Here is a 25,099-nt window from a genome sequence, read left to right on the forward strand (position 1 = left end):
CAGCCTCGGAATACACTCAGACACCCACCGGTTGAAGCTTGCAACGTTGACACCGCCGCATAAAGGTGCGCACGTCTTGGGTCAGATCAAGTCAGCAGCAGACTGCAGCTCCTCTTGTTTCTAGGACGCCCTGCTTTTGACGGGCGTAAAGAGAGCAGAACAATGACCTCTGCCAATCAAGTGAACGACCGTACATCCAATGACAAACCCGGTTCGGCCGATGCTCACGACCAAGCGCCGTACGAGCTTGATGGTCAGTTTCCGATCGTGGCGATCGGTGCGTCGGCAGGTGGTCTCGAAGCTTGTCGAAGGCTTCTGAGCGGGATCAAGACGCCGAGTGGTATGGCTTTTATCTTTGTCCAGCATCTCGATCCGAACCATCAGAGCCTCATCGCGGACCTGCTCAAAGACAATACAAAGATGAAGGTAATGGAAGCGCGCGACGAACTTGTTCTAGAACGTGACCATGTCTACGTCATCGCACCCGGCACCTATCTGACAGTCCAGGATGGTGTGTTGCGTGTCGAAAAGGCAAAGCCGCCTCATGGCGCACGGCTGCCGTTCGACGCCCTGCTGGAGTCGCTCGCGGAGTATGCGGTTGCATCGGCGATATGCGTCATTCTTTCGGGAACGGGGGCTGATGGAAGTGCAGGGATCGTCTCGATAAAGCAGAAGGGCGGTTTCGTCATCGTTCAAAAGCCTGAGGAAGCTACATATGACGGGATGCCGAAAAGTGCTGTGACGACCAAACTTCCCGACAGAATACTGACACTTCAGGAGATGCCGCAGGCCATCAACGATGTTGCGCAGAACCTCGCCAAGGCAAAGCCTGCCGACGCTCAGAAGTCCCTGGCGACCTTGGACGATATCATTTCGCTCTTACGCTCCAAGACAGTGCACGACTTCACATCCTATAAACAGGGTACGCTTCAGCGACGCGTCGAACGACGTATGGGAATGAACGGCCTGCCTTCTGATGACATGGATAAATACAAGGCCATTCTGGAGAAAGATCAGGACGAGCGTGAAAATCTCGCGAAAGACCTTCTGATCAACGTCACGAGCTTCTTCCGCGACAAACAGGTCTTCGATGCGCTCAATGAGACGATCATACCCGACCTGGTGAAGGCCCATAAATCCGAGCAGCCGATCCGGGTCTGGATCGCCGGGTGCAGCAGCGGCGAGGAAGCGTATTCGATCGCCATGCTTTTCCGAGAGGAACTGGCAGATACAAATTCGAGTGTGAAGCTTCAGATATTTGCCTCGGATGTCGATGACGATGCCGTGGCGACCGCACGTGAGGGCTTTTACCCAGTCTCAATCAAATCGGAGATTTCCGCCGACAGGCTTTCTCGTTTCTTCGTGAAGGAGGACCATGGCTACCGCGTCGTCCCGGAAATCCGCTCATCCGTGGTATTCACGGTGCAGGACGTTCTCGCCGATCCCCCGTTCTCGCGGATCGACCTGGTGTCGTGTCGAAACCTGCTGATCTACCTGGAACCTGACGCTCAGGCCAAGGCGATCTCCCTGTTCCATTTCGCACTTCGTGAGGGAGGCGTACTGCTTCTGGGTAGCTCGGAGACAGCCGGAAAGGTAGAGGGTCGCTTCGAGACGATTTCCAAATCCAACCGGATTTATCGCCACATTGGACGCAGCCGTCCCGGCGATATGATGTTCTCGATCGGTTCGGCTGATAGCGCCCGTCAGCCCCAACGATCAGGGACACAGCCAGCCACGATCAAGCCATCGGCTCTGGCAGACATGTGCAGACAAAAAGTTCTCGAGATGTACGCGCCGGCTGCCGTGCTGATCAATCAGAAGAACGAATGTCTCTACACCATGGGCCGGATTGGACAGTATCTGGCTGTCGCGCCGGGTTATCCGACCAGCGATTTGCTCGCCATGACCCCGCAGGCACTCCACACCAAGCTGCGCTCTGCGATACACCGCTGCGGACAGCAAAAGACAGGCGTCGTTGCAACCGGAGGCGAGATCGATAACGGTCATGGTACCGTCAAGCGCTTCAGCATCCACGTCGAACCGATCGAGCACGACAAGGAAAGTCTGTTTCTCATTTGCTACGTAGATGATCCCGACATCAAGGTTGCTCGAGAACCGGGTACGGCAGATGCAGCCGATGCAGGCAGGATTCAGGAACTCGAACTCGAGCTTGAGGCTACGAGGACCGAACTCAACGGTGCCATCAGCAATCTCGAGACGTCCGGTCAAGAGCAGAAGGCCATCAATGAAGAGGCTCTATCCTTCAACGAGGAATACCAGTCCACGAATGAGGAACTGCTGACATCGAAGGAAGAGCTGCAGTCCTTGAACGAGGAACTGACGGCGCTGAACGGCCAATTACAGGAGACGCTCGAAAGGCAGCGCACGACCTCCAACGACCTTCAGAACATTCTTTACAGCACCGCCGTCGCCACGCTTTTCCTCGATGCGGACTTGAACATTCGCTTTTTCACCCCTGCAACAAAGACGCTCTTCAACGTCATCCCCAGCGATATCGGCCGTCCTCTTGCCGATCTCAGTTCGCTGGCAATCGATACGACACTGTTGACGGACGCGAAGTCTGTGCTCGTTGATCACACGCCGCTCGAGCACAAGATCGAAGCCAAAAGCGGCCTCTGGTACATGCGTCGGATCATGCCTTATCTCGACGAGGACCATGCCATCGAGGGCGTGGTCATCACGTTCGTGGATGTCTCCGAGCAGAGACGGACGTCCGAGGCTCTGAGAGTGGCCAAGCGGCACGCCGACCAGGCAAACTCTGCGAAGTCGAGATTTCTTGCGGCGGCCAGTCACGACCTGCGGCAGCCGTTGCAGACGTTGAGCCTGCTTCAAGGCCTGTTATCGCGAAAGGTAAAAGACGAAAAAGCAAGTGAATTGCTTGCGCGCTTTGAAGATACACTGGGTGCCATGTCGGGAATGCTCAACGCCCTCCTGGATATCAACCAGATCGAAGCCGGGATCGTGCAGGCGAAGATTGTCGACTTCCCGATCCAGACACTCCTGACGACATTGAACGACGAGCTGACAGTTGTTGCCAAATCCAAGGGGCTCGAGTTCCGCATCGTCGAGTGCAGTCTGCTCGTGCGAACGGATCCGGTTCTGCTGGAACAGATGGTTCGCAATCTCGTCTCCAATGCCTTCAAATATACGAAAACCGGAAAGGTGCTGGTCGGATGCCTTCGTCATGGAAAATCTGTTAGCCTGGAGATTTGGGACACAGGAATAGGCATTCCCGATGCGGAACTGAGTTCCATCTTCGAGGAATACCATCAGATCGACAACGAAGCCCGCGAGCGAAGCAAGGGACTTGGCCTCGGATTGTCGATCGTACAGAGGCTGAGCGATCTTCTGAAGCATCGGATCAGTGTGAAGTCACGTCCTTCGAAAGGTTCTGTCTTCGCCATTGAGATCGACTGCCTGGATGGTGGGGAACGACCGATCCACAAGCATCCGCCTTCGAAACCGGGGGCGCAGGCCAACGAGATCGAAAGGACCGGAAGAATTCTTGTCGTCGAGGACGATGCAGAAATCAGGGCCCTGTTGGAGCAACTGCTGAGCGATGAGGGGCATGAGGTTTCGTCTGCGCATGATGGCAAGTCCGCGTTGGGGCTGATCGCCGCAAGTCAGCAGACTCCGGATATCGTCCTCACGGACTACAATCTGCCTGGTGGAATAAACGGCGTCGAAATTGTCGGAGAGCTAAGAAGAATTCGCGGGACGAAAATCCCTGCGATCATTCTGACGGGCGATATATCGACCAAGACCATGGGTTACATCACGGGTAGCGATGTGGTCCAACTCAATAAACCGATCACGCCGAACGAAGTTACATCGACAATCTCACGATTGCTGACGTGGAGCGAGATTCCGAAAAGAATCCCCCCTAAGTCGGATAACGCATCGGCCCCGGCCCAGAAACTCGATGTTCCAGTCGTCTACGTGATCGATGACGATGACGATCTGCGCAGGTCGCTTTGCGAACTGATCGAGGATCACGGCCTCTGCGTGCAGCCCTATGACAGCAGCGAAGCCTTTCTGTCGCAATCCCATCCCGAACAGGACGGCTGCCTGATCGTGGATGCCTATCTCCCCGGTATGAACGGAGTGGAGCTGCTTCAGAACATCAAGCAATCCGGACGCAAGCTGGGTGCGATCATGATGACGGGCAACAGCGATGTGCAGATGGCAGTCGATGCCATGAAGGCAGGGGCCTCGGATTTCATCGAGAAGCCGATTAGCCATGTGGAACTGCTTGAGATCATCGACCGGGCGTTGGTGCAATCGAGCGATACGGCTGAACGCGGGGTATGGGTGAAAAAGGCGGTCAAGCAGATCGAATCGCTGACAGTGCGCCAGAAAGAAATCATGGACCTCGTTCTTGCTGGACATCCAAGCAAAAACATTGCCGCAGATCTTCAAATCAGCCAGAGGACGGTCGAAAACCACCGCGCATCGATCATGTCCAAGACCGGGTCGAAATCGCTTCCCGCACTCGCCCGCCTTGCACTCGCCGCATCGGAAGAGGCGTGAACGGCAGTGGGGCAGGGTGCAAAAAAAAGCCTGGCACAAAAGGTGTCAGGCCAGTGGGCTGAACTATAGACGCTTTACGCTTTGCTGATCGACACTCTTGAGGGTCTGAGCAGTCGATCGTGAATCATGTATCCGTCTTCAAGGACCGCAGCCACGTGGCCGGATGCCATATCCGAATCGTGGATTTCCATGATCGCTTCATGCAGGTTGGGATCGAAACGGGTACCGAGCGCGTCGATCCGATGCACGCCGCTTTTCTCCAGAGCATCCGTCAGTATCCGTTCCGTGGCTCTGACACCGGCGATGAGGACCGATTGTGCCGGAGTTGTGGATCCTTCACCAACCTGTTCGAGGGTCCTCCTGAGGTTGTCCGCAACCATCAGCATTCGGACGGCGAAGGTGGAAATCGCGAAGCGTCGGTCGTCTTCCGCTGTACGCTGCACTCGCTTGCGGAGATTTTCCGATTCCGCCAAAGCGCGTTGTAGGCGATCAATCATTTGGGCTTGTTCGGCCTGTGGAGACTGGCTATCCAAACCCGCCGCATCTCGGGCGATGGAGTCTTCCGTTATGCTGTCGCGCATGTGCATGACCATTTCTTCAGTTATTCTGGTCAAGGCTCTGAACGGTCGCCGTGTCTGCGACCTTGTGTAAGTTGCAAGCGTCGCCGCATATTCTCGCTCGCCACCGAGTTCCCATTTCCGCAAGTACTGCCTCCAACTCAGACGCTGGCGAAATCCAAAACCACTCGAGAGGGAACTTCGCCCCGTCCCAGCCTTGCAAGAACGTCATTGATTGCGGACAGCGGTTGCATTTCGATATCGGCCCTGACCTTTCCATCCGCAGCGAAAGCAAGGGCTTCGGCCATGTCCTGACGTGTTCCTACGAAGGAGCCCCGGACGGTGATGCAATTGGCCACCACGTCGAAAAGTGGAACGGGAAATTCGCCTGGAGGAAGGCCGACGAGAACACATGTGCCGCGCTTACGCGTCATTGCGACGCCTTGTTTGAAGGCGGGCAGGGACGGCGCCGTTATCAGAACGCCATGTGCACCGCCGCCCGTTTCCTTTTTGATGGCTGCGGCCGGATCGCCATTCCTGGCATTGACGGTGAGATCGGCTCCCAGGGTTCGAGCGTGATCAAGCTTGCCGTCGTCGATGTCGACCGCGCAGACGTTCAGCCCCATCACCTTGGCATACTGGATGGCGAGATGCCCGAGCCCTCCGACCCCCGAGATGGCGATCCACTCTCCGGGTTTCGCACCCGTTTCCTTGATCCCCTTGTAGGTGGTGATTCCGGCGCAGATTATGGGTGCTGCGTCCCGCGCCGAAAGTCCCGCAGGGATGTGTGCGACGTAGTCCGGGTCAGCGAGGATATACTCTGCAAATCCACCGTTTTTCGTGTAGCCACCGAATTCGGCCTCACCACACACGGTCTCCCATGCCGCAAGACAATGTTCACAGTGACCACAGGCGGAATACAGCCAAGGCACGCCGACGCGATTGCCTTCTTTCACCGTTGTCACGCCCGAGCCGACCGAAACGACGATGCCGATGCCTTCATGGCCCGGAATAAAGGGTGGGATTGGTTTTACGGGCCAGTCACCTTGGGCCGCATGTAGATCGGTATGGCAGACGCCACAGGCTTCTGTTTTGACGAGTATCTGACCGGGACCGACGCTCGGGATATCGTATTCGCGCAGAACCAGCGGTTGCCCGAACGCGACGACGACCGCGGCTTGCATTGTCTTTGCCATTGAATGGATTCCTGAATCTTTGGGTTGAATGAAGCTGGCTGCGATCCGCATCTTGCTGCAACAGGAAGCGTTAGGATCATTAAGTGTCTGGCGGTGATCCTAGTCGGCTGCAGGGTGTCTCCGGAAGAATCGGAAATTACCTATCGGCGCAAGCAAGTCCCGTTCGAGCAACTCGGCTTTCAAGACGGGTTTGAGGCCTTGGGTAGTTTCCGAGGCTACTGCGACACGTTTATCCGGTGGTATTCTGGCCGTCGTTGAATGTCGCGTCTCCCATATGGGAGAGCCTTTCCCAAACAGATGGTTTCAGATGATGAACTCAAACGAAGGCGTGTCGTGCCTGATTATCTCCCCGTGTCTTCCGAACAGTGCGCATCGCTTCGCAACAGGTGTGCGATGACTGGAATGCTGATTGTCGCTGCTCTCGGAGGCAATGCACTGCTGAAGCGCGGGCAGCCCATGACCGTCGAGATGCAGCGGTCCAACATACGTGCCGCAGCACTTTCGCTCGCCACGCTGATTGAAGCTGGCCACCGGGTTGTCGTGACCCATGGAAACGGCCCTCAGATCGGGCTCCTTGCTTTACAGGCTGCCGCTGGTCCAAAGGACGGCCAGTATCCGCTCGACATTCTCGGTGCGGAAACCGATGGAATGATCGGGTATATGATCGAGCAGGAACTGCGCAATGCTCTTCCGGAGGGATCCGTTTTGGCCACTCTGCTCACACAGATCAGGGTGGATGAACACGACCCGGCTTTTCAGGCACCGACCAAGCCTATCGGTCCTGTTTACGACGAGGACACGGCGACGTCTCTGAAAGAAAAACATGGCTGGACCTTTGCCATTGACGGAGCGAAATGGCGCAGGGTCGTCGCATCACCGGAGCCGATCGACATACTGGAACTTGATGTCATCGCGATGCTGGTCGAGCGTAGTGTGACTGTCATCTGTGTAGGGGGTGGCGGTGTCCCCGTTTTCGATAGTGGTGACGGCAAGCTCGCCGGGATCGAGGCCGTCATCGACAAGGACAGGGCGAGCGCGCTTCTGGCCGAGCGTCTGGGTGCTGACATGCTCTTGCTCTTGACCGATGTCGAAGCCGTCTACACGGATTTCGGTCAACCATCGGCGAAAGCAATCGCAAGTGTCAGCGTTTCAGCTCTGGCGGCTGTGTCATTCGCAGCAGGTTCCATGGCTCCCAAGGTGGAGGCCGCGGCCAAATTTGTGAATATGCCAGGAAGAACGGCAGCCATTGGCCGACTTGAGGATGCCCTGGCGATCGTGGAGGGCAATGCTGGTACGCGCATAGAGGCCGGAGATGGCGGCTTTCGATATCGCCCTTGATTCATTTATGGGGCCACGCGGTTGCTGATCGTCAGTCGTTTACATCCCGAATATGGAGGCTTCGCAGCCTATGATGACTGAACCCACCAGCGCTTCAGTTCCCGGTATCTGGTACAGGCAATCCTCAGAGGACGTACTGCGGGCGCTAGGATCGTCGACAGAAGGGCTGTCTTCGAGTGAGGGCACCAGCCGCCTTGAGAAAGCTGGACCAAACGAAATAACAGAAGCAGCGCGTCCGGGCGGGTTTCAGATACTTCTTTCCCAGTTCAGAAGTCTCATCATCTGGATATTGATCGTTGCAGGTGGCGTCTCTGCGATCATGGGAGAGATTGTGAACACGGTCGCGATTTTTGTGATTGTGGTGCTGAACGCATTCATAGGGTTCTATCAGGAACTGAGCGCAGAACGATCCATCAATGCGCTAAAACTTCTGACAGCGCCCGAGGTCAAGCTCCGAAGAGACGGGAGAGTACGATCATTCCCTGCATCGCAGGTAGTGACTGGCGACATCCTGATTCTCGAGGCTGGTGACCTGGTTGCAGCCGACGCACGTCTTCTCAAGGCGGCTTCCCTTTTCGTCATGGAGGCTACGCTCACAGGGGAATCGGCGACTGTCGAGAAGCAGATTACGGAGTTGCCGAGCGACAACATCCCGATTGGTGATCAGGTCAATATCGTGTTCATGGGCACGAGCGTTGCTGCGGGTGCGGGAGAGGCCGTGGTCGTTTCCACGGCAATGCAAACGGAGCTCGGACGTATCGCGGGTCTTCTTCAACAAGCCGACAGCACAAAAAGCACGCCCCTCCAACAGAAATTAGATGCCTTCGGACGGGTCCTGATTTGGATCGCTCTTGGCATCGTGGCTGTACTGTTCGCGCTCGGGTTCTTACGCGGAACGGCGTTGGAAGAGTTGGCGCTTACCGCGATCGGTCTGGCCGTTGCAGCCGTCCCGGAGGGCTTGCCGGCCATTGTGACCGTCGCATTGTCGGTGGGTGTCCTTCAAATGGCGCGTCGGCGCGTTCTTGTCCGCAAACTGGCCGCTGTTGAAACCCTCGGCTCCACGACGGTGATATGCACGGACAAGACTGGAACGCTGACCGTGGGACAAATGACTGTCCGCGCACTTTACGTCGCAGGAAACGGCTACGATGTCACCGGCGAAGGTTACGAGCCCCATGGAACTATCTCGCTCCGCGAAGGGATGTTGGACGATAAGCATTCACTGGCACTTCAGGAACTCGCCAACGTTCATTTAGGATGTAACAAGGCGCACCTCTTCGAAGAGGATGGCATCTGGAAAGTGATTGGCGACCCCACAGAAGGCGCTCTCCTGGTTTCGGGTGCAAAGGCTGGCGCCAAGCAGGAAGTGCTGAGCCGTGAAAGTCCGGTCGTCGTAGAGTTCCCATTCGATTCTGATCGAAAGCTCAGTTCGATGGTCCGAGAAATGCCGGGTGGGAGCTTTCGAGTTTTCGCGAATGGCGCACCTGGTCCTTTGTTGGAGCGGTGTTCCCACATTTACACCGAGCAAGGCGTGCGGCCTCTTTCACAGGAAGATCGTCTGGTGGTTTCGTCCGTGATTTCAGGCATGGCTGGTCTTTCACTTCGCGTTCTGGGGTCCGCCCAGCGAGATTTTGATGAGTTCAAGGCGGATGCCGTCGCAGCCGATGTGGAGCAGGGTCTGACGTTTGTCGGCTTGGCCGGAATGTATGACCCACCTCGTCCCGAAGCCAGACGGGCAATCGCCGACTGTCGCGCTGCGGGTATCCGCGTCGTCATGATCACGGGAGACCATCCAGAGACTGCATCGGCGATCGCGAAGGATCTTGGGATCGCCTCCGGAGCGTCGGCGGTCACCGGGGCACAGCTCGAGCAATTGAACGAGCACGAGCTTAACGAACGCGTTTCTTCAACCAGTGTCTATGCGCGCGTCACCGCCGAGCACAAGCTTAGGATCGTTCGGGCTCTGCAAGCCAACGGCGATGTCGCGGCGATGACCGGTGACGGCGTGAACGATGCTCCGGCCATAAAAGGTGCCGATATTGGTATAGCCATGGGGCAAACCGGAACACAGGTCACCAAACAGTCCGCAGATATCATCGTAACGGACGACAACTTCGCCACGATTGTCGAGGCTGTCGAACAGGGCCGTGGAATATACGACAACATTCGCAAGACGCTCCAGTATCTGCTTGCGGGCAGTACCGCCGAGCTCTTGCTCATGGCGGTCTGCGTCGTCATCGGTCTACCTGCTCCGCTCCTGCCCATCCACCTCTTGTGGATCAATCTTGTCACGGACGGGCTACCCGCACTTTGTCTCGCCACGGACAAGATCGACCCCTCGGTTATGACCCGCGCGCCGCGGCGTCAAAATGAAAGCCTGACCGATCGTCGGTTCCTGTCCACGATGCTGCTGACCGGTCTTCTGACAGCCAGTGTCGCCTTTGGCGTGTACTTCTACACTCTCAAATATGGAGATGCGGAGACGGCCCGGACACACGCGTTCACCGTGATGGTGTTCTCGGAAATCCTCCGCGCATTTGGCGCCCGGAGTGAGACTGTTTCCGTATGGAAGATATCATTGCTGACGAACCGGAGCCTGGTGGTCGTTGTTGTCGCTACGTTCATTTTCCAGATATGGAGCCAGCATAACACCGTACTCGGCGGGCTCTTCAAGACCACGCCGATTGCCTACGCGGACTTTATGGTGTTGTTTTCGTTGGCCGCGATCCCGTTGGTCGTTCTGGAGATCGTCAAGTTGTTGCGTGCGAACTTTGCGAAGGCAAACGGGCAGGCAGCGCGTGACTAGGGCAAATTGTCTTCTGCCGGCTCACCACCCTCGGCTTCCCACGCCGATATAGCTTGGCTTTGAGCAATGCTAAACTTGAGCCGGAGCCCAGCGCCGTTGGCTCCCTGTTCGGGTATAAACTCAATGCCAAGCGCCTCAAGCGAAGCCCTTAATGAGGCAAGCTGGCATGTGTCGGGAAACATTTGACCCTCCTCGAATGCGCTCAACTCATCGAGCGGTACTCCCGATTTTTCGGAGAGCAGTGACAAATCTACATTCGCCAGCACCCTACCTGCGGCGCACTGCCTGCCGGATATAGTCATTCGTTTCGATCCTTTGCGCTCGTGATAATGTGACGAGAGATCGAATTCGGCACAAGCAACCGTCGATCGCGTGTGTCGGATTCGGCGTCCAAAATTCCGGGGAAGCTTACCGTTTAGAAAATGTAACCATCAGGCACCAAGCTTCTCGCGACCCGCCGACACGGTAGTCCTTTTCCAAGTAGCGCTGAACCTCTTACCACTCGCGGGTCATTGCAACGGGAATGAGGCCGATTGATCGTTCACGTTGAATTCTCCTTGTAGAAACAGCTTCCCGATAGGGTCGTTCCCAGAGGGACACCGTCACGCTGCCGCTCGTTCCAGTTCCTCACAGGAAAGCACAAGCTGTCGACCGTAGAGGTCTCCTGCGTCGAGCACCGATTTTCGCGTCACGCCGGCGACGAAGTAGAGCGCGTGGATCGCCGAGACGACAAGGACGATGCCATACTGCGAAAGATTTGCGCCGGATGTCTGATAGATGAGCCAAAAGCTCGCAGCCGCGGCGGCCACGTTCAGCAGAAGGCCTGGATATTTCAGCCCATACAGGTTCCGCCGAAACCCATAGGAAACATTCTCTGCGAACAGCACGTTAAAGCGCGATTGATCGCGAGTGCGTTCACGAAGGTAATCGCCGCATGAAACGTAAAACTCGTCGGCGGCATCCGGATCGGCCTCTTCTTGCTCGGCGGTCGGCGCTGCTTCGGCAAGCTCTCGAGAGAGGAAGGTTAGGTGTCGAGCCTTCGAGCGTGCGTTGAGCGACTTATCACGATGACGGAGAACGTTTGGAAACGGGCGCCCTCCTGATGCTGCAAAAATCTTCTGCTCGGCTCGACGGCCGAACCGTCTGGCGATGTCGGCGAAAGCAAAGAATAAAACAGCCACCGTCACAGTGAGAAGAGCCTCGGGCAATCCGAGGTTCTCGTAGCTGCCGCCGACCATTACAAGCAGGAAGACGAGCGCCGGAGCGATGGCCAACATTGCTGGAAAAAGCCGGGCGCGGACCACATATCCATCGAGAAAGTCCATCTATTCCTCGTAAATGCTCGTGAACGCTACCGGATCGATGGGCCGAATTCCATCGCGGTCCGGCATTTCATGCGCGTGGCGTATCCATTGACCCACATTCTCCGTTTTGTAGACTGGGTATCCCCGCCTTAGGAACGCATTGGAAACTCGCTTTCGAGGATATTCAGGTTTATTGACGCCGACCGAGCAGAACGCAGTGCCTCTGGTCGCCGATCCTTCTGGAAGGGGCATTCCTAGCCACCGGTTCAACACAAACGGCGTCACGTTTCTGCGGCTTCCATGATGCGGTACTTGCACGAATGCTGGTGGACGCAGCAGGCCAAGCGCCTGCGCAAAATCTGCGGCTTCAGCCAATGCGGCCGGCCCCGCATCGGCTGTCAGTAGCGCGGTTTTATGATCGAAGATGCCAAGCTGCACCACGCAGGACTCGTTCGATGCGGATGTGGGCGAGGGGTTTTCCTGCAATGCTTCCGTCGTCCATGTTTCGAAGAAACTCGAGAGGTTCTTCGCAGCCTGGAAAAGCTTTCCGAGCACTCCCTTTACCGGCTTTGCGTAACTGGAAGGCGTGCGGTCGAACTGTGGGATCAAAGTCAGGTATCGCTCCCTCGATGGCGCAAGAACGACGAAGTTTCCAATCCATTGACCTGCAAAGGTTTCGTAGACGGGAATGCCTTTGGCTAGTGCTGTATTTTCCAGTTCCACCAACAGAGGATAGGCATCTCGAATTGCTTTTCTAAGTCCTTCGATGGTGTAGTTGCCGTGGAAAGCGTGCAGCATCTCAGACGCATAGAGCCAAGGTCGGTTCATCCACACAGCGCCGACATCGAAATGACGGACGACCGGAATAAGACCGGCAATGTGGTCGCCATCTTGATGCGAAAGAACCACATTGGCCACGCGCGCGCTTCGGCCGTAGTACTGATTGACATGATCGATGATCCGCTGCCCGGTATCAGAGTATCCACCATCGGTAATGTGGATGATGTAGTCAAGTTCCGGCGTGCCACAGCGAATGCATATGGCGTCACCATTACTGTCACCGACAGAAAGGAAGTCTATTTCTTACCCCATCGCCGCACCCCGTTTCTAGGAGTGTACAATGATGATCTAATACAACCTAAGCAATGGGGTCTAATGAATTCCCCACTGATAATTGCTCTCTTCGTGGTGCGGATTGGCAAGTTGCGCCGGCACTTATTTACACTCAAGCTTGGAGGCTATTGGAGAGGCCGCCACCATGATGTATCGCAACGAAAATCGCGCACTGGAACGACGTCTCCTACGTTTGCAAGAATGCCGCAACATGGGGCTGCTCACAGGCCTGAAAAGGCAGCTCACCGAGAGCCGACAAGATTTCCCATACGCCGTCGAACTGGATCAGTTCAACTTGGCTGTCGAAGCAATGGAGAGGCACGAGCACGAACATGGCATAGGGTCTGCGCTGCGCCTCGAGCATCCTGGGGTGATCGAGCTAATCAACTTCACCCGCACCACGATCACTCCACAAATGATCGCTAACGCGCAGAAAGTGAACAAATCCTACTTGGCATAGCCGTCGAGCGGTTCGGGGAGATCAAAACCCGCCTCCACCGCAGCAGACACGTTGCGGAATACCGTTGTGTGCCAGAGCCCATCTATCATAGCCTCGATACGATATACAAATCCGTTGTGGTCGAGGAAAACATCCAGCGTACGGAGACCTATTCGTTCGTCGAAGTTCGCCGCAATCGTCTCCAGATCCGCTTCGAGCTGCAGAAGAAGCTGATCTCCAAGGGTTTTCAACTGTGCGAGAATCCTATCAAGACCGTCCCTGTTTAAGCCCGACAGCACACCTCCGAATGGCGTTATCGCCCAGTACACGACGTCATCGTCTGTCTTGATGCTTTCTCCAAGCAATTCACTCAAGAAGAACCTCACTCGTCCAAATACGGAGACGACCGCAAGTATCTCGCTTCTCATGCTGTTTCACTTTCCAGTTGTGAAGTTAAGATTTCGGCAACACAATCGATCGGCGGAACGTGAGACAGGCCGGGTCTACGATGACCGATCTGGCTGTCGAAGAGCGCCTCCCAATCAATCTCCCATCCCTTGAGAGCAGAAAGTATCGCCAGTCCCATCGCCTGCGCAATGGACGGAGCAACCGCGTTTCCGATCTGATTGGCCACAGGCCCGTGGCCGCCAACAAACTCCCAAGAGTCCGGGAACCCCTGCAACCGAGCGCGCATGCGGTTCGTCAGGCCCGGTACGAATCCTTCTTTCGAAGCTTCGTCGTCCGTCGGCGCTGACTTCGCCGGAGGAGCGTAGCGAAGCTGCCTCCTGTCGGCACGGATCGCCTCTCCCTCGCGCGCGCTGCCCTGGTAACCCCTGATGGTGTCCGCCCGGTAGTCGCGTTCCTTCATCGCTTGCAGCCACGCTTCCGCGCCGGACCAGCCGTTTTCGCCCATAAGGTCGGCGAGGACGTCGCCCACGTTCGTGGCGAGTTCCGGAAACTTCCTCGGCATTCGGAAGGCACCCGCCAGATCCTTGCGCATCCCCACCAACATGATGCGGGACCGGTTCTGCGCGACGCCGTAGTTCTTGGCGTTGATCCGGTGGATTTCCGTCGAGTACCCTTCCTTCGAGAATTGGCGCAGGAGAAACGCAACGTAGTCCGCGTGGCGCGAGTGCAAGAGGCCCTCGACGTTCTCAAACAGGAATGCCTTCGGCGCAATCGCGCGTAAAGCACGCACGCCTTCCATCATCAGATTGTTTTCGTCGTGCCGACCCTTTTTCTGGCCGACCGTGCTGAACGGAGTGCAGGGAAGCCCACCGGTCAGTAGGTCGATCCGCTGGTCGCGGTACTGGCTGAAGTCGACCTTTCGGACGTCAGCCAGGACGACGTTCCAGTCCGGTCGATTGGCTCGCAACGTGGCCACCGCATTCCTGTTCATTTCGATGAGGGCGACATGCTCGAATCCTGCGCGTTCCAGGCCAAGGGCGAGACCACCGGCACCAGCGCACAGCTCGACAACGCGGGGACGGTAACGCTGTGGAGGAATTTCGGCCAACGGCTTGCGAGAAAGTCCTACGAAAGACATCCGGCTTTGCCCTGTCAAAGTCGACAGTACGCGCGTCTCCATTAGGCCGATTTCGCCAAGCTGCCCGGAGGCGATGTCGCCAAGCATCTTGCGTGCCATCGCCATGCGATATGCCGGTGTCGCGGGTCGCAGCGAAGCGAGCGTGGGCTCCTCCTTACCAAACAGGGTATCGCATTCAGCTTTAAGGTTTCCCGCCTGATGGCGAAGGCCCTCCTTTATGACGGAAGCCTTCCCGTCAACGTGTCGGAAATGCTGCCTTAGCTTTTCCACGAAGGATGACGCACGCTCCTCGAAGGACGCAACCGCTGCTTTTGCCTGTCGGCGCACGGCCGACGCGACGGCTTTCCTGTTTGCCGCTGTCAGCGATTCGTCCGGTGTCAGCTTTGCTTCAGCCAACCGCCTCTTGATGAGGGCGACATCCTTTGTATCGATCCGCGCTCCGATCGCCATGCGCTCGAGGATTTCGCGCCGGGTGTCCCGGTCGGCAGCAACCAATGACTTGATGACAGGAAACGACGCGCGGGCTTTTCGGAGGATATCTTCTGACCCTCTTAGGGTCTTCGTGAAACCCAGGTAGCTCGACAGCTCGTTCGCAGGCAGATTGCACCGCGCCTTTAGGAAGGCCTTTGCTTCCGCTGCGGGGACGACGTCCGTCAATTTTTCGATCTCGACGGCGATCGCCAGCACGCGATCCGTCATCTGCTGCTGCAGCTCCGTTATCCTCCTGATCGCCGCGGAAAGCGCTTGTGCCTTCGGATCGATGTCTGCCATTGAGGTGTCCCTGTTTGGGACGTGCATACGACACCGAATCTTTCATCGCTGGTAAGCTGATCGGTAAAATGCGAGCAATCTCAAAGGATTCGCAGAGAGGCGACAGATTAACAGATTCGAAACTTGCTGCATGCGAAGCCGATCATGGTTTCGGAGACAAGCTGGCACGACGGCCATCCGGTCCATCACAGTCGATATCCGGGTCTCAACAAGGGAGGGTGGCTGCGGCACGCCCTCCAGCAGGTCGATGTGGCAACATTTAATGGTTCTGTGATAGCAGGGGTCTCCTGGTATCTCATCGTTGATTGCCCGCCCAGGCATCTGCCATTCTCTAACGATCGCTGGAGCCACGGTCTGATACGATCGGACCTCTCTGTCGATCCAGCCTTGTCAGCGGAATTTGCATCGGTCCAGCCTTCGTCTTGAATGCTGCCACGGCAGCTTTACGTCAACACCGGACATTGCGGTCGCCGTAAAACTTCCTGTTCGGCGGCGTCGCAAAAGGCATGAAGATAAGTGTCCACCTAATTGGGATTATGGCGACAGCCAACACAAGCCACCGATTGACAATTGCTACCAGCAGACGCTACTGATGATGCTGGTAATGGATTCTGCCGGGCATTACGCCGAACCGCTTCCCCGATGAAGCTGATGACTCCTACTCAACGCGCAACACGCGAAGGAGTAGAGTTATGCCTAGAATTCGTTACCTGTTTTCCCAGACGAAATATGACTATATGGGAGCGCCGAGATGATGGCGTTCTCCGCATTTTTTGGTCTTCGTATCAGCCAGGTCCGCAGCCTCGCAAAATGGATCGTGATCGTCGTCCCGATGGCTGCTGCCGTTGGCTCGCTCGTCGCTCTCTTTCTATGGAGCCTGGACAGGGCAACGGAGCTTCGCTTCGAATTTCCCTGGCTGATCTACGGCATGCCGGTCGCAGGTTTTGCGATGGTCTGGACCTATCAGAAATTCGGCAAATCGGCGGAGGGCGGCAACAATCTCATCGTCGACCAAATCCATGAGCCCGGTGGCGGTGTTCCGCTACGCATGGCGCCCTTCATCCTCGTGACCACCGTCCTCACCCACCTCGTCGGTGGCTCGGCCGGGCGGGAGGGAACCGCGGTGCAGCTCGGTGGCAGTCTCGCCAGCGCCTTTGGCAAGACGTACAAACTGGTGCCTGGCGACGTACGCATTCTGCTGATGGCGGGCATTGCGGCAGGTTTCGGCGCTGTGTTTGGCACACCGATCGCCGGCGCGATTTTTGCGCTGGAGGTTCTGACCATCGGACGCATGCAATACGAGGCTTTGTTACCTGCCTTGCTTGCCGCCATCGTTGCCGACTGGACCTGCCATGCTTGGGGGATCAGCCACACCCAATATGCCATCGCCTATCTCGGCGGCGTCGGGGAAGCGGTCGGCTTTCACCTCGATGCAGTCCTGCTGCTCAAGGTCGTCATTGCCGGCGTGGCTTTTGGTCTGGCCGCACATTTCTTCGCCGAGTTGTCCCATCTGGCGTCGTCGGCCTACAAGGCGATCCTGCCCTATGCGCCGCTCCGTCCGGTGCTCGCCAGTGCCATATTGCTGGGCCTCGTCTACCTGCTTGGCACACGCGAATATCTCGGCCTCGGTGTATGGTCCCCCAATCCTGACGACGCAACGATCCTCGGCTTCTTCCGTCCGGATCATGTCGATTACTGGAGCTGGGCCTGGAAGGGGTTATTTACCATTGTCACGTTGAGCGCCGGCTTCAAGGGCGGCGAGGTCACACCGCTGTTTTTCATCGGCGCGGGTCTCGGTAGTGCCCTGGCTGGTATTCTTGGGGCGCCCGTCGATCTCTTCGTGGCCCTAGGTTTTGTCGCCGTTTTTGCCGGCGCGACCAATACGCCGCTGGCCTGCATGATCATGGGAATAGAGCTTTTCGGCGCGACCCATTCGGTCTACCTCGCCGTCGCATGCTTCGTCGCCTATCTGTGTAGCGGCCATTCCAGCATTTACCTGTCGCAGCGCGTCGGCGTTCCAAAGACTGCCGCCGCCAACGATATCCCCTTCGACATCTCCGTCCGCCATATGCGCGACATGCAGGCCCAGACTCTCGGCGATCTGGTCGGCACGGTTCGCTTCCGGTCGCTTGCAACGCGCGCAACCCTCAACGAAAGGCCCATCATCGTGACCCAACACACACTGCACTCCAAGGAAATCGGCATGGTGCGCATCTATATGAAGCCGTGCGAGAAGACGCCGGGCAAGGGCGGCTGGTTCGGATCAAAGCCGCTCTATCGTGAGCTGGTTTTGCAGGCCAAGACTGCGGGCATCATGAATGCCGTCGCCCACCACACCCATTTCGGATATTCCAACAGCGGTAAGCTGCAGGACGAAGGCTTCGAGATCCCCAATCCGGATTTGACCATGTGCGTAGAACTGATCGCCGCTCGCGACAAGCTGGAAGAGTTCTGCCGGACTCACGGCGCCTTCCTCAAAAACAAGATGATCGTCTACAAGCATCTTGAGCACTGGGACGTGCTGGGTCATGACATTGCGGCAGAGAAAGCCCTTCAGACAACGAAGTCTTGAAGGAGCGGTCATGGTCTATCTGATCGTTTTCCTTGGCGCAGGCATCGGCGGCGTTTTCCGGCATAGCGTCAATGTCGGCGCCGCGCGGCTGCTTGGCTTCGGTTTTCCCTATGGCACGCTGACCGTGAATATCCTTGGTTCCATCTTGATGGGCGTGCTGACCGAACTCTTCGTCGTCCGTTCGGGCCTGCCACAGGAATTGCGTCTGTTTCTGACGACGGGCCTACTCGGCGGCTTCACGACGTTTTCGACATTCTCGCTCGACGCGGTGACGCTGTGGGAGCGCGGGCAATGGGCCCTTGCTGCCGGATACATCACCCTCTCGCTGGTTCTGTCCATGGCGGGACTGTTTGCAGGATTGATACTCATGCGTTTCACAGGTCAGGGACAGGCAACATGAAAAATCTTCTTACAAGCTGGCCACTCTGGGCACTGATGTCTGCGGGCTTTGCCGCATTGACGGCGATCTTTGCCAAGATCGGGGTGGAGAACGTCAATTCCGACTTCGCCACATTTATTCGAACAATCGTCATCCTGCTGGCCGCCGGCACGATGGTCTATATCACGGGCAACTGGCAGGAACCGTCTTCGGTCTCAACTAGGAGCTGGCTGTTCCTCGTGCTTTCCGGCCTTGCCACCGGCGTGTCCTGGATCTGCTATTTTCGGGCGCTGAAGCTGGGTGATGCCGCCCGCGTCGCACCGATCGACAAGCTGTCCGTCGTCTTCGTATCCGTCTTTGCCGTGCTTTTCCTGGGCGAGCGCCTGACGCTCCCGAACTGGCTCGGTGTTGTGATGATCGCGGGAGGAGCCGTGCTCGTCGCCTACAGGGCTTGAGACCATCAACGAACATCAAGGGGGGTACGATGCTGAAGGAAGAGTGCCTATGGCGTGAGTGGTACGCCTGGTTTCCGGTCAAGCCGATGGATGATCATCTGTTTTGGCTTCAGGAGGTGTGGCGACGACGAAACCCTCAATCTGGGCGGTGGGAATACCGGTCGTTCCGATCGGACCGAGAAAAAGAAATCGAAGATGCCAATCGCCCGATCTAGGTGAGCAGCAATTGGCCAGCAAAACAGCCGTCGACCCGGCAGCAGGAGTAAAGTCCATGAAAGCCTTCATCGAAAACATCACCGCCCTCGAAATACTCGATTCCCGAGGAAATCCCACCCTTCGCGTCAGCGTATATCTCGACAATGGCATCGTCGGCACGTCCTCCGTTCCTTCGGGAGCCTCGACCGGGGCGAACGAGGCAGTGGAACTGCGTGACGGAGACCCCGGTCGATATGGCGGCAAGGGTGTCCGCAAGGCCGTCGACAACGTCAACCTGCGGATCGCCCCTCTTTTGAAAGGACACGATCCTTCGCATCAGGCGGCACTCGACGCAGCCATGATCGAACTCGATGGCTCGCCCAATAAATCTGAGCTTGGCGCCAACGCAATTCTAGGAGTCTCCCAGGCGCTTTGTCGTGCCGCCGCACAAAGTCACGGCCTGCCACTCTATGCGTATCTGGGTGGCGTCGCTGCACTGCATCTGCCCATTCCCATGATGAACGTCCTCAATGGCGGCAAGCACGCGGATTCCGGGATGGATTTCCAGGAGTTCATGCTTTACCCGCACGGTGCACCGACATTTACTGAGGCCCTACGATATGGGGCCGAGACGTTTCATGCCCTGAAGTCCATCCTGTCAAAGCGCGGCCTCAGCACCAGTGTCGGGGACGAAGGCGGATTTGCACCAAAGCTCAAGAGCAATGAAGAGGCCTGCGAGGTCATTGTGGAAGCGATCGAGGCCGCGGGCTATCGGCCGGGCGACGACATCGCCATAGCGCTTGATCCGGCCGCCAGCTCGTTTTTTGAAGACGGCCTCTATCGCCTGACGCGCAGCGGACAAGGCAACAAGACATCGCAGGAAATGGTCAGCCTGTTCGAGACCTGGGTTGAGAAATTTCCGATTGTCTCCATCGAGGACAGCCATGATGAGAATGACTGGGACGGCTACAAGGCCATCACCAAGGCTCTTGGTGGTCGTATCCAGATCGTCGGCGACGACAATCTCGTCACCAATACCCGCTTCATCGCAAAGGGCATCGAGGAGAAGGCCTGTAATGCAGCCCTCATCAAGCTTAACCAGATCGGAACCGTGACGGAGACCATCAGTGCCATCCAGCTCTGCCGAAAGGCGGGGTGGAACTACGTCATCTCGCACCGATCGGGTGAGACCGAAGACAGCTTCATCGCCGATTTTGCGGTGGCCATGGGCGGAGGGCAGATCAAGACAGGCTCGGCTTCCCGCTCCGACCGGATCTCGAAATACAACCGTCTCCTGGAAATCGAGGCGGAGCTCGGTGGCGCCGCCCGGTTCGGTGCGTGATGGGAGAGGATGTCATGAAAATTCTGGCTGTGCTGACAAAAGGCGATACGGTCGCCGGAACCCTGGATGCTGCCGTCTTGGCGGCAGCATCCGTGACCTGCTCATCGATCGAGGCGTTGAATGTCATGGTGGACCCAATGCACCTGGTCTCTACCCCTGAGGAAATCGACATCCAGGAGCTTCGCGAGCACGACGAAGGCTCTGCGCAACAGCGCGCGGAAGCTATTGAAACAGCTTTTTACGAATGGAACACAGTCCTGCGGCCAGGAGCACCTCCGATCGTGTTGCGCACGATCACCGGTGCGGAGGCGGAAACCGTAATGCAAGAGATGACCGAGGATATCGGGCTCGTCGTCCTGGCGCATAACAGGAACATGGATGGCGCCGATGCCTTCCACACCGCCCTCTTTACCGCCCGCCGGCCAGTTTTGCTGGTGCCGCCAGGCTGGCGATCCGGAGACCGCAAACGGTTTTCGCATATCGCCTTCGGCGTGACAGACAGCGAACTGACCCGCCGCGCAATCAAGTCTGCGGGACCATGGTTGGCAATCGCAGATCGTGTCACCGCACTGTGTGTCACAGACCAAAGTGATGCAGCAGCCGCGCTAGCTGCTGTGATGCAAGGCTCCGGCGTCGAACCCGACGTCAAGATTCTAGCCCGTTCCAGCGAAACGACTGGCGCCCAGCTTGTGGATGAAGCGGACACGTTGAAAGCGGACGTTCTGGTCACGGGTGCATTTAGCCATAGCGAGTGGCTGGACTGGATCATGGGCCATGAGACGCGGGACATTTTGGCGGCGGCCGATCTGCCGCTGTTTCTCGTGCACTGACCAATTATGATTGGGAGGGCAGCAAAGTCGTAACATTTGCGACAGATCAACCGCACCTGAATTTTAAGGACAATTTCTGTCGCGAAACTCAGGTGCAAAAATCAGAGTTTCGCGACCAATTTATGCGACGGCGGATGACGCTATAGGCCAACACCCGCCGTCCGACCTGTCGGTTGATACAGCGCAAATCGGCGGAGCTTGCATCGGCGCGCTTGCGCGTTACAGCATGGCGATGGAAACCTGAAGGAGGCGATAGGCGTTATGATCGTCATGAGTGATGAAGCTTCACAGGACGATATCGGACGTATGGCTCAAGACGATGTCAGATCCGGCGCCGACGTTAGCTTTTCATACGACCGGGTGACTGTGGAGCAGTTCCGGGAACACTTTCCCCGCGCCCTGTGGAGCGACGCTCGTCAAGCTTGGTTCGTTCCCGGCCGCACGGCAACCCGTCGGTTCACCCGGTGGCTGCCAGAAATAGAGGCGGAAGCTGACGCTTTCGCAGACGCGAAGGGCAGGATTCATTCGAGTTCGCGCCTATCGAAAGTGTCTACCTCGAGCTCGGGAGAGCGGGCTTTCGCATCAAGTCTCCCTATTCGATAACCGTCGTCGACAGGCTTCGTGAGGTTAATTATTCGCGATGGGATGGTGACCTCAAGCTATGGCACGTCCCGTTTCGTTCATTTCAAGAACTCAAGGATCGGTGGCCGGAGATCGAGGAGGCAGCGCGACGAAACGAGCCCGAGGAACGGCAACGTCGTGCCGTCGAGCGAAAGGGCACCGAGCAGGAAGCGAAGTCAAAAGCGCGCACGGCCGAGAGAAAGCGACAACGCTATCCATTAAACAGCGATGACCTTCCTTCAGTCGGACGCGTCGTCTCAATCCAGTACGGGCTTGTTGTCTTTGAAGAGGTGACAGGAGAACTCGTGGATCCGGATGTCGTCGGCGAATTCTACCCCGGTGTCACCGACGATCACGTTTGGGGAATTTGGCGAAACCCACGTTCGAGGAAATTGTGCAGGCGTGGCCGTCGAAAACACCTATGCCATATGCAGCAGAATGGTGGCAACCGACGATCGAAGAACTCAGACCGGCTCGGCGGGCAGCACGACGCAAGAGGGTATCGGGAACGTCACCGTGACATCGGTCGGGACTTGCGGAACATCTGCATATATGTCGCTTTGGAGGCTGAAATCTTGAAATCCATCACCAGGAAAAACCATGATTAAAACACTAAGAGACCGCGCCCAAGACCCCAAGCGCATCACAGCCGGACAGGACTATGTGCTAAGCTACGAAGCCAAAAAAGAGGATGTCACCAAGGCTGCGGTCAAGAAGTCTGTCAAGAAGGTCGGAAACTCCCGGACCATAATCGAGGCCGATTTGGAGAAAATAGGATGAGCCATCAAGAAGAGTCTGTTTCCATTCAAGGGGAGGGAAAACGTAGATATCCACCGTTTCTCAGCGATCGCCAGCGGGTAGATTTCTCGCTTTCGCTTCCAAAGGATTGCGGCCTCACTGCGAAGGCTGAGATATCCAACGGCGGACTGCTGTCCATTGCCGTGCTGGTTTCCAGCATCCTTTTGTCGACCGCAGCAATCGTTCATGTTGCGACCCGTGGTGCAGCTCGACGGAGTCGCTGGTGAGCCGATTCGCCGACACCGAAGTAGCCGTGCTGACTAGATTGCGCGCCTTAAAGGCGAAGCCGGAAATGACGATCAACATCTTAGACCTTAGTTCATCTCTGGGCGATGCTGGTTTCTCTCAAGATGAAGTAATGGAGGTGCTGACCGCGCTAGAACAGGAAAAAATCATCGCGTTCTTACCGGGAAACAGGCTACTACTCAAGAAATTGCCTCAATGACGGGCTCCGAGACCAACCAACAGTCACCACCAGACCGATCGGGGCCACGCGCACAATGATGAAACCAAAAGCAGTTCTCGGCATAGATGCGGCCTGGACCCTGACCAATCCAACCGGACTTGCACTCGTGACAGACCGAGGGGAGGGTTGGGAGCTTGCCGATATCGCCGGATCTTATAACGATTTTCTAGCGATTCCGGGTGATCCGCCGATCCTTAGGCATCAAGGATCCGTGCCCGATCCCGCGGCGCTCATTTCCACAGCTTCAACAAAAGCTGGAAGCAAGATCGATCTGGTCGCAATCGATATGCCGCTTTCGCTAGAGACGATCACCGGACGGAGAGTTTCCGACAACCTGATTTCATCGCTTTACGGGGCGAGGGGCGCTGGCACGCATACGCCGAGCGCATTGCGTCCGGGCAAGGTCAGTGACGATCTGCGCACAGGTTTCAATCAGATCGGATATCCTCTCGCCGTATCCGAAATTAGTGGGCCGTCGATCATTGAGGTGTATCCACATCCGGCTTTGATCGAACTTGCGAATGCTGCTCGCAGACTACCGTATAAGCATTCCAAGATCAGGAAGTATTGGCCCCATGAGGTTCCTGGTGCTCGTCGTCGGCAATTGTTCGATGTCTGGCAGCAGATCATTGAACTGCTGGAAGCCAAGTTAAGGGGAGTGGTGACAGCGTTGGCACTGCCATCTTCCGATTCCCGAGGCTACGAGTTAAAGGCGTTCGAGGACAAGTTGGATGCTGTCGTTTGCGCATGGGTGGGGGTCTGCGCGCTCGATAGTGCGGCGGTTGCGTATGGAGATGAGAAGTCAGCCATTTGGGTTCCGAAGACGAGTGCAACAGACCCTAGCCAGCTCGGGTGCTCAAAGCTTTGCCTGATAGGTGCGAAGTAGTGCACGGATCGGGTACGCGAGGCGCGGGGTCGTCTTTTCATTCCGACGACGTCTGCGTCTGCAGGAAGGCCTGCAATCATTGAGACGGAAGGCGGTCTTGTGTGTGTTATCGCGCTCAATGACTTGGTTGACGTCGTAATGGAGAGGGGGGCCGACATTGGGCGAGGTGATGGCCGCAGCCAGACGGTGAGTTTTGGTCGAAGCATTCTGCGACGCATGGTGCTGTCACGCTCGCCGAAGCAATTTCAAACATGGAGTGGACGGTCTCACGCTAAGGCAATTGCGCGTTGATTTCTCGACCGCCAATGGCTCCCTTGAGTAACGCTGAAAGTAGAAATCGAGACAAGAAAGGCACGACATGGATGATGAACCGTCCACAGATGCAAGTTTGAATCAGCGCGCATTTGAAGAGGAGCTATCCGCTGCACCTCTACTGCAAGGCTGGGTATTGGCAGATAATGGATACGAATGGATGCACGGCTGGTTCTTCGGACATCCGGAGATCGACGAGGGCACTCATGGCCACACCTCTCGCATTGTTGCAATCGATCCAGCAATTTCTCCTCGTTGGGCGAGGACGGAAAGTCGCTTGTATCGTCTGGGCAATACATATCCTCCCGCCGAGCGCGAGATCCGCTACTGGGCTCAGAAGCACTCCGGTTTGCCTGCCGTCGTTGGACGGCCGATCGGTGGAAGCGATGATATCGAATCCATGCTCACCTGTCTCCGATCAACAGGTCGTATTCGAGCGGCGAAAATCGATGGTCTCGAGCGAGCTTATTTCGATGAGCGTCACAGTGCCTCAACATCGGCCAACTCTAGCGTTTGACCCAGCCTTATGCTGGGGCCCACGATCCTATCGGCAAATGGTGATCATGTATCTTTTCGACTCGTTACCGCGCGTCGACTTCCCACCGGGAATTCCTAGTCGCTA

General features: G+C 56.7%; 19 protein-coding genes, 1 pseudogene and 1 riboswitch. Of the genes and pseudogenes, 14 read left to right on the forward strand and 6 right to left on the reverse strand.

The window, feature by feature from the left end:
- Positions 1–162: 162 nt before the first annotated feature.
- Positions 163–4,551 (forward strand): CheR family methyltransferase, encoded by a 4,389-nt coding sequence (locus tag ACQZ5M_RS00795; protein WP_449078875.1) that lies wholly within the window; start codon positions 163–165, stop codon positions 4,549–4,551.
- Between the two features lie 74 nt (positions 4,552–4,625).
- On the opposite strand, the gene ACQZ5M_RS00800 is transcribed toward ACQZ5M_RS00795, so the two are convergent.
- Positions 4,626–5,138 (reverse strand): nucleotide exchange factor GrpE, encoded by a 513-nt coding sequence (locus ACQZ5M_RS00800; protein ID WP_449078876.1) that lies wholly within the window; start codon positions 5,136–5,138, stop codon positions 4,626–4,628.
- A 131-nt stretch (positions 5,139–5,269) separates the two neighbouring features.
- Positions 5,270–6,304 (reverse strand): zinc-dependent alcohol dehydrogenase, encoded by a 1,035-nt coding sequence (locus ACQZ5M_RS00805; protein WP_449078877.1) that lies wholly within the window; start codon positions 6,302–6,304, stop codon positions 5,270–5,272.
- Positions 6,305–6,697: 393 nt separating this feature from the next.
- Between ACQZ5M_RS00805 and arcC the strand changes: the two genes are divergently transcribed.
- Both arcC and ACQZ5M_RS00815 read left to right on the forward strand, forming a co-directional pair.
- Positions 6,698–7,642 carry a carbamate kinase gene (gene arcC / locus ACQZ5M_RS00810; protein ID WP_449078878.1) on the forward strand — a complete coding sequence of 315 codons (945 nt, stop codon included), beginning with the start codon at positions 6,698–6,700 and terminating at the stop codon, positions 7,640–7,642.
- Between the two features lie 70 nt (positions 7,643–7,712).
- Positions 7,713–10,448, forward strand: coding sequence for a cation-translocating P-type ATPase (locus ACQZ5M_RS00815; protein ID WP_449078879.1), 2,736 nt, complete (start codon positions 7,713–7,715; stop codon positions 10,446–10,448).
- A gap of 602 nt (positions 10,449–11,050) precedes the next feature.
- On the opposite strand, the gene ACQZ5M_RS00820 is transcribed toward ACQZ5M_RS00815, so the two are convergent.
- The gene (locus tag ACQZ5M_RS00820) at positions 11,051–11,773 is read right to left on the reverse strand and encodes a hypothetical protein (protein WP_449078880.1); all 723 of its coding nucleotides are present in this window, start codon (positions 11,771–11,773) and stop codon (positions 11,051–11,053) included.
- Entirely contained in the window at positions 11,774–12,670 is an 897-nt protein-coding gene (locus tag ACQZ5M_RS00825; RefSeq protein ID WP_449078881.1) for a hypothetical protein, read from the reverse strand.
- Positions 12,671–13,010: 340 nt separating this feature from the next.
- On the opposite strand from ACQZ5M_RS00825, the gene ACQZ5M_RS00830 reads away from it, so the two are divergent.
- Positions 13,011–13,325 carry a hypothetical protein gene (locus tag ACQZ5M_RS00830; RefSeq protein WP_449078882.1) on the forward strand — a complete coding sequence of 105 codons (315 nt, stop codon included), beginning with the start codon at positions 13,011–13,013 and terminating at the stop codon, positions 13,323–13,325.
- On the opposite strand, the gene ACQZ5M_RS00835 is transcribed toward ACQZ5M_RS00830, so the two are convergent.
- Positions 13,313–13,732, reverse strand: a complete 420-nt coding sequence (locus ACQZ5M_RS00835; protein WP_449078883.1) for a hypothetical protein — start codon at positions 13,730–13,732, stop codon at positions 13,313–13,315. The two genes, ACQZ5M_RS00830 and ACQZ5M_RS00835, sit on opposite strands and share 13 nt — an antisense overlap.
- Positions 13,729–15,621: a DNA cytosine methyltransferase gene (locus ACQZ5M_RS00840; RefSeq protein WP_449078884.1), complete on the reverse strand. Its 1,893-nt coding sequence runs from the start codon at positions 15,619–15,621 to the stop codon at positions 13,729–13,731. Before ACQZ5M_RS00840 ends, ACQZ5M_RS00835 begins: the two co-directional genes overlap by 4 nt.
- Before the next feature lie 591 nt (positions 15,622–16,212).
- A riboswitch (Fluoride riboswitch) is annotated at positions 16,213–16,289 on the forward strand.
- Positions 16,290–16,372: 83 nt separating this feature from the next.
- Here ACQZ5M_RS00840 and ACQZ5M_RS00845 point away from each other — a divergent pair.
- From ACQZ5M_RS00845 to ACQZ5M_RS00890, 10 genes and pseudogenes are all read left to right on the forward strand, one after another.
- Positions 16,373–18,193: a voltage-gated chloride channel family protein gene (locus tag ACQZ5M_RS00845; RefSeq protein ID WP_449078885.1), complete on the forward strand. Its 1,821-nt coding sequence runs from the start codon at positions 16,373–16,375 to the stop codon at positions 18,191–18,193.
- Positions 18,194–18,203: 10 nt separating this feature from the next.
- Complete coding sequence (gene crcB / locus ACQZ5M_RS00850; protein ID WP_449078886.1) at positions 18,204–18,593, forward strand: fluoride efflux transporter CrcB; 390 nt, start codon at positions 18,204–18,206, stop codon at positions 18,591–18,593.
- Complete coding sequence (locus tag ACQZ5M_RS00855; protein WP_449078887.1) at positions 18,590–19,027, forward strand: EamA family transporter; 438 nt, start codon at positions 18,590–18,592, stop codon at positions 19,025–19,027. The genes crcB and ACQZ5M_RS00855 overlap by 4 nt, the downstream gene beginning before the upstream one ends.
- 271 nt (positions 19,028–19,298) lie before the next feature.
- Complete coding sequence (gene eno / locus ACQZ5M_RS00860) at positions 19,299–20,564, forward strand: phosphopyruvate hydratase (RefSeq protein WP_449078888.1); 1,266 nt, start codon at positions 19,299–19,301, stop codon at positions 20,562–20,564.
- A 14-nt stretch (positions 20,565–20,578) separates the two neighbouring features.
- Positions 20,579–21,394, forward strand: coding sequence for a hypothetical protein (locus ACQZ5M_RS00865; protein WP_449078889.1), 816 nt, complete (start codon positions 20,579–20,581; stop codon positions 21,392–21,394).
- Between the two features lie 270 nt (positions 21,395–21,664).
- Positions 21,665–22,535: pseudogene (locus tag ACQZ5M_RS00870) on the forward strand (hypothetical protein).
- Positions 22,536–22,615: 80 nt separating this feature from the next.
- Positions 22,616–22,795 (forward strand): DUF3606 domain-containing protein, encoded by a 180-nt coding sequence (locus tag ACQZ5M_RS00875; protein WP_449078890.1) that lies wholly within the window; start codon positions 22,616–22,618, stop codon positions 22,793–22,795.
- 241 nt (positions 22,796–23,036) lie between these two features.
- Positions 23,037–23,258: a hypothetical protein gene (locus ACQZ5M_RS00880; RefSeq protein WP_449078891.1), complete on the forward strand. Its 222-nt coding sequence runs from the start codon at positions 23,037–23,039 to the stop codon at positions 23,256–23,258.
- A gap of 55 nt (positions 23,259–23,313) precedes the next feature.
- Positions 23,314–24,165, forward strand: coding sequence for a DUF429 domain-containing protein (locus ACQZ5M_RS00885; RefSeq protein ID WP_449078892.1), 852 nt, complete (start codon positions 23,314–23,316; stop codon positions 24,163–24,165).
- Between the two features lie 358 nt (positions 24,166–24,523).
- Complete coding sequence (locus ACQZ5M_RS00890; RefSeq protein ID WP_449078893.1) at positions 24,524–24,994, forward strand: DUF6634 family protein; 471 nt, start codon at positions 24,524–24,526, stop codon at positions 24,992–24,994.
- Positions 24,995–25,099: the final 105 nt, after the last annotated feature.

Source organism: Rhizobium sp. 22-785-1 (genome assembly GCF_053521965.1).